The organism is Staphylococcus sp. FSL W8-0305 (genome assembly GCF_037966415.1).
In the GTDB taxonomy this organism is placed as follows: domain Bacteria; phylum Bacillota; class Bacilli; order Staphylococcales; family Staphylococcaceae; genus Staphylococcus; species Staphylococcus aureus.
Window position 1 is genome coordinate 519,195 of sequence record NZ_CP150198.1, and the last position, 12,667, is coordinate 531,861.

Sequence of the window (12,667 nt, forward strand, 5' to 3'; positions counted from 1 at the left end):
TTCTCTATGCATATTAAACAAATTGTCGAAAATATATCATAAATCTTCAAGCACAGACTTAGCGCATCAATCACTGAACTGTTATAATAGTTTGGGATTAAAGGAGGCCGGAACAATGCAAAAAGTTGAAAGTATCATAATTGGTGGAGGGCCATGCGGATTAAGTGCGGCTATTGAACAAAAAAGAAAAGGTATTGATACCTTAATTATTGAAAAGGGTAATGTCGTTGAATCAATCTACAATTATCCTACTCACCAAACATTTTTCTCATCAAGTGATAAATTAAGTATTGGGGACGTACCGTTTATTGTTGAAGAAAGTAAACCAAGACGTAATCAAGCGCTAGTTTATTACCGAGAAGTTGTAAAGCATCATCAATTAAAAGTAAATGCATTTGAAGAAGTATTAACTGTTAAAAAAATGAATAATAAATTTACTATTACTACGACGAAAGATGTTTATGAATGTCGATTTTTAACAATCGCGACAGGCTATTATGGTCAGCATAATACATTAGAAGTTGAAGGTGCGGATTTACCTAAAGTGTTCCATTATTTTAAAGAGGCACATCCGTATTTTGATCAAGATGTTGTTATTATCGGTGGTAAGAATTCGGCTATCGATGCTGCTTTGGAGTTGGAAAAAGCTGGTGCTAACGTGACGGTTCTATATCGTGGTGGAGATTATTCGCCTTCAATTAAACCGTGGATACTTCCAAATTTCACAGCATTAGTAAATCATGAAAAAATTGACATGGAATTTAATGCTAATGTTACCCAAATAACTGAAGATACTGTGACTTATGAAGTAAATGGTGAAAGTAAAACGATACACAATGATTATGTATTTGCGATGATTGGTTATCATCCCGATTATGAATTTTTAAAATCTGTAGGCATTCAAATTAATACAAATGAATTTGGAACAGCGCCTATGTATAATAAAGAAACATACGAAACAAATATCGAAAATTGCTACATTGCAGGTGTGATTGCTGCAGGGAACGATGCGAATACCATTTTTATTGAAAATGGTAAATTCCACGGTGGTATTATTGCTCAAAGCATGCTAGCTAAGAAACAAACGCCGTTAGAATCATAAAAATAAAGGTCTATGTACTAAATAACTTAGTTTTACAACGACTGACATTCATGATATGTCAAATGAGGTTGATGACTAATTATTGTACATAGACCTTTTTATGTTACGTAATCATTATAATTCAAAATATGATTTGATTTCAGCTTTATCTAAATTATTGCTTAACGCGACTAATAATTTTAATCTTGCTTTTGGACCATTCAAACCGTTAGAAAAAATAAAACCTTGTTGTGCGAGTTGGTAACCACCACCATCGTATGCGTAAGTTGGACTCACAATACCATTAAAGGAACGTGAAACTAGCACAATAGGTATATTTAAAGATACTAATTGTTGAATGCCTTCTAATGCGCTTGGAGGCATGTTGCCTTGCCCTAACGCTTCAATAACCATACCATCGATACCTTCACGACTATAAAAACTAAAAATGTCACCTGGCATACCCATATATGCTTTTACTAATGGTACATTTAGTTTCTCATTGACATTTTCCAATGCTTGTTGGCGATATGGCATATGATGGAATTGCACACGATCCTTTGTCAATACACCTAGCGGACCATGATTTGGACTTTGAAATGTGTTTGTATTAGACGTATGTGTTTTGGTAACATTACGCGCCGTATGTATTTCATCATTAAATACAACCATCACGCCTTTATGTCGGGCCTTTTCATCAGAGGCAACGCGAATAGCGGAAATATAATTATATAATCCGTCAGAACCAATTTCATTAGACGAGCGCATTGCGCCAGTAATAACAACAGGTTGCTCGATACCTAATATTAAATCAAGTAAAAAGGCAGTTTCTTCTAACGTATCGGTACCATGCGTGATAACGAAACCATCATAATATTTATTTGTTACTGCTTCTAAAATAATATCCTTTAATTGTTTAACATGTTGGATTGTCATATGAGGTGATGGTACATTAAAAGGATTTAATTCATCTATTTGTGCATATTGATTTATGACATCTTGATGCAGTGAAATAGGGTTAATATCATTTGTTACTACTTTATTAGATTGGTCTTGTGACATACTAATGGTGCCACCAGTATGAATAACAAGTAGATGTTTCATATATTTCCTCCTATATTTCATTTACCTAATTATGATAAAATATTATTCATAAAACGACAAGGAAGGGAAATGACGCATGAAAGCCATTAATATTGCATTAGATGGTCCAGCTGCTGCCGGAAAAAGTACAATTGCAAAACGTGTAGCCAGTGAACTATCAATGATTTATGTTGATACAGGAGCAATGTATCGTGCATTAACATACAAATATTTAAAATTAAACAAAACTGAGGACTTTGCAAAACTAGTTGACCAAACAACATTAGATTTAACTTATAAAGCAGATAAAGGTCAATGTGTCATTTTAGATAACGAAGATGTAACAGACTTTTTAAGAAATAATGATGTGACGCAACATGTTTCATACGTTGCATCTAAAGAGCCAGTACGTTCATTCGCCGTTAAAAAACAAAAAGAGTTAGCTGCAGAAAAAGGTATCGTAATGGATGGTCGCGATATCGGAACTGTAGTGCTACCAGATGCAGATTTAAAAGTATATATGATTGCATCAGTTGAAGAGCGAGCAGAAAGAAGATATAAAGATAATCAATTAAGAGGAATCGAATCAAATTTTGAAGATTTAAAACGTGATATTGAAGCACGTGATCAATATGACATGAACCGTGAAATATCACCATTAAGAAAAGCAGATGATGCAGTGACATTAGATACGACAGGCAAGACGATTGAAGAAGTTACTGACGAAATTTTAGCGATGGTGAGTCAAATTAAATAATCTAGTAAGTCATAAATATCTATTTGTAATGTGCAACGCTTAATGCATATACAAATTGAATGTGCTGATAATGATTTACTCAACTTAAAAGGTGATTTTTATTCAACGATGAATGAAAGTTGCCTTTTTACTTTTGGTAAAAGTTAATGCGTCAGTCAAGTGTGTATGTTTTTCAAAAAGTTAACAGAAATAATAAAGGTAAATTATTAGAATTCCAAAAATAATTCATTAAATTCATAAAGCATTTTACAAATGGTAAGAAAATGAGTGTTACAAATCTAAGAATTGCAAAAGAAGCTGATTTAGTCACAAAAAATGTCCTATGTAATAATTCGAGAAAGATGCACTATATACGGTCTTCTTACTATTCAAATGTAAAAGTTGCTTATTTGCGTGGCTTTTTGTTTTATAAAAGTATAAAATTTTACTATAATATATCTTGTAGAGAACAATGAAATGACAGACTTATAAAACAAAATAGTGAGCTATGCTAATTTTTATACAAAAAATATGTATAAACATAGCGGACTTTATTACTTGTTTGAATATATGGTTGTAATAAATATATGTCCAACTAATACACAGAATGAGATTAAGTGACATATTTATGGATACGACTAATTTACTAAATGTAATAAAGGTAGAATTTCTTGACAATTCTGTCAGTTTATAAGATGTTATAAATATGTAGTGTATAAGGAGGCAAACAAGATGACTGAAGAATTCAATGAATCAATGATTAACGATATTAAAGAAGGTGACAAAGTCACTGGCGAGGTACAACAAGTTGAAGACAAGCAAGTTGTTGTTCATATCAACGGTGGTAAATTTAATGGGATTATTCCTATTAGTCAACTATCTACGCATCATATTGATAGCCCAAGTGAAGTTGTAAAAGAGGGCGACGAAGTTGAAGCATATGTCACTAAAGTTGAGTTTGATGAAGAAAATGAAACTGGAGCTTACATCTTATCTAGAAGACAACTTGAAACTGAGAAGTCTTATAGTTATTTACAAGAAAAATTAGATAATAATGAAATCATCGAAGCGAAAGTAACAGAAGTAGTTAAAGGTGGTTTGGTTGTTGATGTAGGACAAAGAGGTTTTGTTCCGGCTTCACTAATTTCAACAGACTTCATTGAGGATTTCTCTGTGTTTGATGGACAAACAATTCGTATTAAAGTTGAAGAATTGGATCCTGAAAATAATAGAGTCATTTTAAGCCGTAAAGCAGTTGAACAAGAAGAAAACGATGCTAAAAAAGATCAATTATTACAATCTTTAAATGAAGGCGATGTTATTGATGGTAAAGTAGCGCGTTTAACTCAATTTGGTGCATTTATAGACATTGGCGGTGTCGATGGTTTAGTGCATGTATCTGAACTTTCTCACGAACATGTTCAAACACCAGAAGAAGTAGTTTCAATTGGTCAAGATGTTAAAGTTAAAATTAAATCTATTGATAGAGATACAGAACGTATTTCATTATCAATCAAAGATACGTTACCAACACCTTTCGAAAATATTAAAGGTCAATTCCACGAAAATGATGACATTGAAGGTGTCGTAGTAAGATTGGCAAACTTTGGTGCATTTGTTGAAATTGCACCAGGTGTACAAGGGCTTGTACATATTTCTGAGATTGCACACAAACACATTGGTACGCCAGGTGAAGTATTAGAACCTGGTCAACAAGTAAATGTTAAAATATTAGGTATTGATGAAGAGAATGAAAGAGTATCACTATCTATTAAAGCAACATTACCAAACGAAGATGTTGTTGAAAGTGATCCTTCTACGACTAAGGCGTACTTAGAAAGCGAAGAAGAAGATAATCCAACAATTGGCGATATGATTGGTGATAAACTTAAAAATCTTAAACTATAATTTAATATTTAATAGTCAACTCCACATGTTTATGATTGCATGTGGAGTATTTTTATGTAACAAAATATATCCGGAATGATAACGTGGACAAATTTAACTAAGTGTTTTTTAAGATAAAGTTTTAAGTGCTGATTTTTATCATTACAGTAATAAACTCATTTTGAATACACAGTCTCATGTGATATTATTAAAAAGATATAAGAAAGAGAGGAAGTTAGCTTATGACTAAACCTATAGTAGCTATTGTAGGTAGGCCTAATGTAGGTAAATCTACAATTTTTAATAGAATAGTTGGAGAACGTGTTTCGATTGTTGAAGATACGCCAGGTGTAACACGAGATCGTATTTATTCTTCAGGTGAGTGGTTAACACATGATTTCAATATTATTGATACAGGTGGTATTGAAATTGGTGATGCACCATTCCAAACACAAATTAGAGCGCAGGCAGAAATCGCCATAGATGAAGCGGATGTTATTATTTTTATGGTTAACGTGCGTGAAGGATTGACACAAAGCGATGAAATGGTCGCTCAAATTTTATACAAATCTAAAAAACCGGTCGTATTAGCGGTTAACAAAGTAGATAATATGGAAATGCGTACAGACGTGTATGATTTCTATTCATTAGGATTTGGTGAACCGTATCCGATATCAGGGTCACATGGTTTAGGTCTTGGTGACTTGTTAGATGCAGTTGTTTCTCATTTTGGTGAAGAGGAAGAAGATCCTTATGATGAAGATACAATTCGACTATCCATTATTGGACGACCAAACGTAGGTAAATCAAGTTTAGTAAATGCTATTTTAGGTGAAGATCGCGTTATCGTTTCTAATGTTGCAGGGACAACGAGAGACGCTATTGATACAGAGTATAGTTATGATGGACAAGATTATGTTTTAATCGATACTGCTGGTATGCGTAAAAAAGGAAAAGTATATGAATCAACTGAGAAATATTCAGTATTAAGAGCTTTAAAAGCGATTGAACGTTCAAATGTTGTTTTAGTGGTCATTGATGCAGAACAAGGCATTATTGAACAAGATAAACGTGTTGCAGGATATGCACATGAACAAGGTAAAGCAGTCGTGATTGTCGTAAATAAATGGGATACTGTGGAAAAAGATAGTAAAACGATGAAGAAATTTGAAGATGAAGTACGTAAAGAATTCCAATTTTTAGATTATGCACAAATTGCTTTTGTGTCTGCTAAAGAACGCACAAGATTACGTACATTATTCCCTTACATTAATGAAGCAAGTGAAAACCATAAAAAACGTGTTCAAAGTTCAACTTTAAATGAAGTCGTTACTGATGCAATTTCCATGAACCCTACACCAACAGACAAAGGTAGACGTTTGAATGTCTTTTATGCAACACAAGTTGCTATAGAACCACCGACATTTGTTGTATTTGTTAATGATGTAGAATTAATGCATTTTTCTTATAAACGCTATTTAGAGAATCAAATCCGTGCCGCTTTTGGTTTTGAAGGTACACCAATTCATATTATAGCTCGAAAGAGAAATTAACGATTGGGGGATAACAATGACTAAAATTACCGTTTTTGGTATGGGAAGTTTTGGGACAGCCCTTGCCAATGTTCTTGCAGAAAATGGACATGATGTTTTGATGTGGGGTAAAAATCAAGAAGCTGTTGATGAATTAAATACATGTCATACAAATAAAAAGTATTTAAAATACGCGAAATTAGATGTTAACATCATCGCTACTTCAGATATGACCAAAGCAATTCAATATGCAGATATTTACTTAATGGCTTTACCTACTAAAGCAATGCGAGAAGTTGCTACTCAAATTAATGATAAGCTGACATCTAAAAAGACTTTTATACATGTTGCTAAAGGTATTGAAAATGGGACATTTAAACGTGTGTCAGAAATGATTGAAGATTCTATTTCACCTGAATATAATGCAGGTATTGGCGTGTTGTCAGGGCCAAGTCATGCGGAAGAAGTTGTAGTCAAGCAACCAACTACAGTTGCTGCATCATCAAAAGATAAAAATGTAAGTAAATTAACGCAAGATTTATTTATGAATGATTATTTGCGTGTGTACACGAATGATGACTTGGTTGGTGTTGAACTTGGTGGTGCATTGAAAAATATCATCGCAGTAGCAAGTGGTATCGTAGCTGGAATTGGCTACGGTGATAATGCAAAAGCTGCATTAATGACTCGTGGCTTAGCGGAAATTAGCAGATTAGGTGAAAAGTTAGGTGCCGATCCTATGACATTTCTAGGTTTAGGTGGTATCGGTGACTTAATCGTTACTTGCACATCAACACATTCTCGAAATTTCACATTAGGATATAAGCTTGGACAAGGTGAATCGATGGATCAAGCATTATCTGAAATGAATATGGTTGTTGAAGGTATTTATACAACTAAATCCGTTTATCATTTAGCTAAAGAAAAAAATGTGGATATGCCAATTACAAATGCATTATATAGAGTATTATTTGAAAATATCTCAGTAAAAGAATGCGTAAAATATTTAATGGAGCGCGATAAAAAATCTGAATAAAATGTGTATTATTACACATATACAGCTAATAATTACGTAAAATGAATAGAAATGGCTTAAATTCAACGTTTTTGCCACATAAATGATTGCGATTTATGTAATGCTTGTGTTAAAGTTTTACCATAATGATATAAACATATCATTATCAAACCTCAGGAGGTGAATGTCTAATGAACAAAACAGATTTAATCAATGCAGTTGCAGAGCAAGCTGATTTAACTAAAAAAGAAGCTGGTTCAGCAGTAGATGCTGTATTCGAATCAATCCAAAACTCACTTGCTAAAGGTGAAAAAGTACAATTAATTGGTTTCGGTAACTTTGAGGTACGTGAACGTGCTGCACGTAAAGGTCGTAACCCTCAAACTGGTAAAGAAATTGATATCCCAGCAAGTAAAGTTCCAGCATTCAAAGCTGGTAAAGCATTAAAAGATGCTGTAAAATAATTTTACTTAAAAAGCCCTGAATAAGGGCTTTTTATTTTGCTTTTAATACTTACAACCTGTACATAAATTGTAATGTTCTTCTAAGTTTTTAATCTTTGGAACATTCATTGTTTAAGCGTTCAAAATATTACATGACATAATAGTTTTGATAAAAATAGCAACTACAAAATATACATATGAATAATGAGATTAATTGTTAGCGTTGAGTTTACTTAAAAGGTAACCATGTCTACTATAGTATTTTACGTTATTTAAAAAGATGAATAATGTAAATGAAGTAAGGGTTATTATGAGAATTACAAAAGCTACATAAATTACCGTTAGTTTAAATTGAAATTTAAAAATGATAAGTAATCTTAATGCTTCAAAAGATTTTAATTTCTTACATATAATGTTAATATGAATAGTGATAATATCGTGAGGTGTAGACATGGAAACAACTGTTAGCAAATTGGAAAGACAAATAGAAGAAAGATTAAAGGGTGTATCAGAATATGAATCCATTAATATTAATCATCGGTTAGGTAAGTTGCTTGATTCATATGATATTCCAGATGTTGCCAAAGTAGCATGCCTCACAATTGACACATCAATGAGACACCTTGATGACATTACATATAATCATTTGTCTAAACATTCCATTTTGATTGGAGATTTAATTAGTGCACATTTTTATACGCTACTAGCAGAAATCAATGATTTATCATTTCAAAATGAAATTAGTAAAGCAATTGTTGAAATTAATGAATTGAAATCTTCATTACATCATCAAGCTTTAAATGATTATGAAATTTCTCAAGCAATAGTAAAAATTGAAACACTTTTCCCATATATTACGTTATCTCATTTCGGTATCAATATTGATGAGTCGGAAATATATAATTATTTATTTGAAGATATGTCTGATTACTATCCATCATACTTCAAGAAATATAATCAAAGTGAAGTAAAGCATTACTTACACGATATCCAAAAAAGTTATTTAAAAAGTAGAGGTAATTAAGCATGGCTGACAATAAAGCAAATAAAGAGCAAGTACATCGCGTTTTTCAAAATATTTCAAAAAAATATGACAGATTAAATAATATTATTAGTTTTGAGCAGCATAAAGTATGGAGAAAACGTGTCATGAAAGACATGGGTGTTAGAAAAGGTACGAAAGCATTAGATGTTTGTTGTGGTACTGGTGATTGGACAATAGCATTAAGCAAAGCTGTAGGATCAACAGGAGAAGTTACTGGCATTGACTTTAGTGAGAATATGTTAGAAGTAGGAAAAGAAAAAACTGCTTCAATGGAAAATGTTAAACTTGTTCATGGTGATGCAATGGAATTGCCGTTTGAAGACAATTCTTTTGATTATGTAACAATTGGGTTTGGATTAAGAAATGTGCCAGACTATTTAGTCGCGTTAAAAGAAATGAATAGAGTACTTAAACCAGGTGGTATGGTTGTATGTCTTGAAACGAGCCAACCAACTTTGCCAGTCTTTAAACAAATGTATGCATTATACTTTAAATTTGTTATGCCTATTTTTGGAAAATTATTTGCAAAATCAAAAGAAGAATATGAATGGTTACAGCAATCTACGTTTAATTTTCCTGGAAAAGAAGAGTTGAAGCGCATGTTTGAAGAAGCGGATTTCATAAATGTAAGAGTACGTAGTTTTACAGGGGGCGTTGCTGCAATGCACCTTGGCTATAAAGAAAAAGATAATACCAAAGGTGATTAACGTGGCAAAGTTAAACATGAACAATGAAATTAAGAAAGTGGAACAACGACTTGAAAAGGCAATAAAAAGTAAAGATTCTGTATTAGAACAGGCATCATTACACTTATTGTCTTCTGGTGGTAAAAGAGTACGCCCAGCATTTGTAATTCTGAGTAGCCAATTTGGCAAAGATGAACAAACGTCTGAACAAACGTATCAAGTTGCAGTCGCATTAGAGTTAATTCATATGGCAACACTTGTTCATGATGACGTTATTGATAAAAGCGACAAGCGTCGAGGCAAGTTAACCATATCAAAGAAATGGGATCAGACAACTGCTATTTTAACTGGGAATTTTTTATTGGCATTAGGACTTGAACACTTAATGGCAGTTAAAGATAATCGTGTACATCAATTAATATCTGAATCTATCGTTGATGTTTGTAGAGGGGAACTTTTCCAATTTCAAGACCAATTTAACAGTCAACAGACAATTATCAATTATTTACGACGTATCAATCGCAAAACAGCACTGTTAATTCAATTATCAACTGAAGTTGGTGCAATTACATCTCAATCTGATAAAGAAACTGTACGAAAATTGAAAATGATTGGTCATTATATAGGTATGAGCTTCCAAATCATTGATGATGTATTAGACTTCACAAGTACCGAAAAGAAATTAGGTAAGCCGGTCGGAAGTGATTTGCTTAATGGTCATATTACGTTACCGATTTTATTAGAAATGCGTAAAAATCCAGACTTCAAATTGAAAATCGAACAATTACGTCGAGATAGTGAACGCAAAGAATTTGAAGAATGTATCCAAATCATTAGAAAATCTGACAGCATCGATGAGGCTAAGGAAGTAAGTTCGAAGTATTTAAGTAAAGCTTTGAATTTGATTTCTGAGTTACCAGATGGACATCCGAAATCACTACTTTTAAGTTTGACGAAAAAAATGGGGTCAAGAAACACATAGTATTTATGAAAAGTATTGAAAGCGCTTTACCAACCTGTTAATATATAATAGTAATATACATAAACCTATTAAACACAGGGGGATACATAAAGTGGAACGTACATTTTTAATGATTAAACCAGACGCAGTACAAAGAAATCTAATTGGTGAAGTAATTTCAAGAATTGAACGAAAAGGACTAAAACTTGTCGGTGGTAAATTAATGCAAGTACCAATGGAACTTGCTGAAACACATTATGGTGAACACCAAGGTAAACCATTTTATAATGATTTAATTTCATTTATTACATCAGCACCAGTGTTCGCAATGGTAGTTGAAGGTGAAGATGCAGTTAATGTATCTAGACATATTATTGGCAGCACCAATCCTTCAGAAGCTTCACCAGGATCAATTAGAGGTGATTTAGGTTTAACTGTTGGTAGAAATATCATTCACGGTTCAGATTCATTAGAGTCTGCTGAACGTGAAATTAATTTATGGTTTAATGAAAATGAAATTACTAGCTATGCTTCACCACGTGATGCATGGTTATATGAATAAAATATAAGCTATAAACCTTTATGATTAATAAAAGGAAAAAGGGTTTTGTTATGTGGTTAGTGATTTATGACCATTCATAACAAAACCCTATTTTTATACGGACTGATTAACTTTATAAAAAATGATCAGTCCATTTTCTTTTATATAAAGAAATATAGCTTGTATATTATTTATTCGTGGTTAGCTACGATTATATGCGGTATAAGTTGTTCGAATAAATTTTAAATTTTCAAATGGTTGTTTAAACAATCTAACAATATTAGAAATTCATAATACTTTTCTCGTTGTGAATATATTATAATGAATCTTAGTTCGTTTAATATTAAGATAATTCTGACATTTAAAAAGAGATATAAATCAATTTCTTAATTGAGCTTGAAAACAAACATTTATGAATGCACAATGAATATGATAAGATTAACAACATATTATAATGTTATCGTGGAAGTATGAAAGGAGCGAGTGTGTATGAGATACCTAACATCAGGAGAATCACATGGACCTCAATTAACAGTTATTGTTGAAGGTGTACCTGCAAATTTAGAAATTAAGGTTGAGGATATTAATAAAGAAATGTTTAAGCGTCAAGGCGGTTACGGACGTGGACGTCGTATGCAAATTGAAAAAGATACAGTGGAGATTGTTTCGGGTGTAAGAAATGGTTATACATTAGGTAGCCCTATTACAATGGTTTTTACTAATGATGATTTTACACATTGGCGAAAAATTATGGGCGCTGCGCCAATAAGCGATGAAGAACGAGAAAATATGAAACGTACAATTACGAAGCCAAGACCGGGACATGCAGATTTAGTTGGCGGTATGAAATATAATCATCGTGACTTACGAAATGTATTAGAACGTTCATCTGCCAGAGAAACAGCAGCACGTGTAGCGGTCGGTGCACTATGCAAAGTTTTATTAGAACAATTAGATATCGAAATATACAGTCGTGTTGTTGAGATAGGTGGCATTAAAGATAAAGATTTTTATGATTCAGAAACATTTAAAGCAAACCTTGATCGAAATGACGTCCGTGTAATTGATGATGGCATCGCACAAGCAATGCGCGATAAAATTGATGAAGCGAAAAACGATGGTGATTCAATAGGGGGCGTAGTTCAAGTTGTAGTTGAAAATATGCCTGTTGGTGTAGGTAGTTATGTACATTATGATCGTAAATTAGATGGAAGAATAGCACAGGGTGTTGTTAGTATTAATGCATTTAAAGGTGTAAGTTTTGGAGAAGGATTTAAAGCAGCTGAAAAGCCTGGTAGCGAAATTCAAGACGAAATTCTCTACAATACTGAATTGGGCTATTATCGTGGGTCAAATCACTTAGGTGGTTTAGAAGGCGGTATGTCAAATGGAATGCCAATTATTGTAAATGGTGTAATGAAACCTATTCCTACGTTATATAAACCATTAAATTCAGTTGATATAAATACTAAAGAAGACTTTAAGGCAACAATTGAACGTTCTGATAGTTGTGCTGTACCTGCAGCAAGTATAGTGTGTGAACACGTTGTTGCATTTGAAATAGCGAAAGCATTACTTGAAGAGTTTCAATCAAACCATATTGAACAACTTCAACAACAAATTGCTGACCGCAGACAATTAAATGTTGAGTTTTAAC

The 12,667-nt window shown here is 32.7% G+C and carries 14 protein-coding genes; 13 read left to right on the forward strand and 1 reads right to left on the reverse strand.

All coding sequences use genetic code 11. The features are described 5' to 3' along the window. The first annotated feature begins 115 nt into the window (after positions 1–115). Positions 116–1,102: a bacillithiol disulfide reductase YpdA gene (gene ypdA / locus NST10_RS02775; RefSeq protein ID WP_001174260.1), complete on the forward strand. Its 987-nt coding sequence runs from the start codon at positions 116–118 to the stop codon at positions 1,100–1,102. A gap of 114 nt (positions 1,103–1,216) precedes the next feature. Here ypdA and NST10_RS02780 read toward each other — a convergent pair whose 3' ends face one another. Beyond that, a complete protein-coding gene (locus NST10_RS02780; RefSeq protein WP_000681744.1) occupies positions 1,217–2,185 on the reverse strand; it encodes an asparaginase in 969 nt (322 codons plus the stop codon). Between the two features lie 76 nt (positions 2,186–2,261). Between NST10_RS02780 and cmk the strand changes: the two genes are divergently transcribed. The 12 genes from cmk (at position 2,262) to aroC (ending at position 12,666) form a co-directional block, all read left to right on the forward strand. Beyond that, positions 2,262–2,921: a (d)CMP kinase gene (gene cmk, locus NST10_RS02785; RefSeq protein WP_000644393.1), complete on the forward strand. Its 660-nt coding sequence runs from the start codon at positions 2,262–2,264 to the stop codon at positions 2,919–2,921. 30 nt (positions 2,922–2,951) lie between these two features. Continuing rightward, complete coding sequence (locus NST10_RS02790) at positions 2,952–3,068, forward strand: hypothetical protein (RefSeq protein ID WP_001791200.1); 117 nt, start codon at positions 2,952–2,954, stop codon at positions 3,066–3,068. 116 nt (positions 3,069–3,184) lie between these two features. Next, complete coding sequence (locus NST10_RS02795; RefSeq protein ID WP_001791199.1) at positions 3,185–3,376, forward strand: hypothetical protein; 192 nt, start codon at positions 3,185–3,187, stop codon at positions 3,374–3,376. A gap of 256 nt (positions 3,377–3,632) precedes the next feature. Then, on the forward strand, positions 3,633–4,808 hold the full coding sequence (rpsA, locus tag NST10_RS02800; RefSeq protein WP_000133953.1) for a 30S ribosomal protein S1: 1,176 nt from the start codon (positions 3,633–3,635) through the stop codon (positions 4,806–4,808). Between the two features lie 221 nt (positions 4,809–5,029). Next, positions 5,030–6,340, forward strand: a complete 1,311-nt coding sequence (gene der / locus NST10_RS02805) for a ribosome biogenesis GTPase Der (protein ID WP_000165530.1) — start codon at positions 5,030–5,032, stop codon at positions 6,338–6,340. 16 nt (positions 6,341–6,356) lie between these two features. Continuing rightward, complete coding sequence (locus NST10_RS02810) at positions 6,357–7,355, forward strand: NAD(P)H-dependent glycerol-3-phosphate dehydrogenase (protein WP_339211104.1); 999 nt, start codon at positions 6,357–6,359, stop codon at positions 7,353–7,355. A gap of 170 nt (positions 7,356–7,525) precedes the next feature. Beyond that, on the forward strand, positions 7,526–7,798 hold the full coding sequence (locus tag NST10_RS02815) for an HU family DNA-binding protein (RefSeq protein WP_001043863.1): 273 nt from the start codon (positions 7,526–7,528) through the stop codon (positions 7,796–7,798). A 430-nt stretch (positions 7,799–8,228) separates the two neighbouring features. Further along, positions 8,229–8,801, forward strand: a complete 573-nt coding sequence (locus NST10_RS02820) for a heptaprenyl diphosphate synthase component 1 (RefSeq protein WP_000450555.1) — start codon at positions 8,229–8,231, stop codon at positions 8,799–8,801. Positions 8,802–8,803: 2 nt separating this feature from the next. Next, positions 8,804–9,529 (forward strand): demethylmenaquinone methyltransferase, encoded by a 726-nt coding sequence (locus NST10_RS02825; protein ID WP_000774688.1) that lies wholly within the window; start codon positions 8,804–8,806, stop codon positions 9,527–9,529. 1 nt (position 9,530) lies between these two features. Next, entirely contained in the window at positions 9,531–10,490 is a 960-nt protein-coding gene (locus NST10_RS02830; RefSeq protein WP_001096481.1) for a polyprenyl synthetase family protein, read from the forward strand. A 91-nt stretch (positions 10,491–10,581) separates the two neighbouring features. Continuing rightward, a complete protein-coding gene (ndk, locus tag NST10_RS02835) occupies positions 10,582–11,031 on the forward strand; it encodes a nucleoside-diphosphate kinase (RefSeq protein WP_000442480.1) in 450 nt (149 codons plus the stop codon). Between the two features lie 468 nt (positions 11,032–11,499). Continuing rightward, positions 11,500–12,666, forward strand: coding sequence for a chorismate synthase (gene aroC, locus NST10_RS02840; RefSeq protein WP_339211117.1), 1,167 nt, complete (start codon positions 11,500–11,502; stop codon positions 12,664–12,666). Position 12,667: the final 1 nt, after the last annotated feature.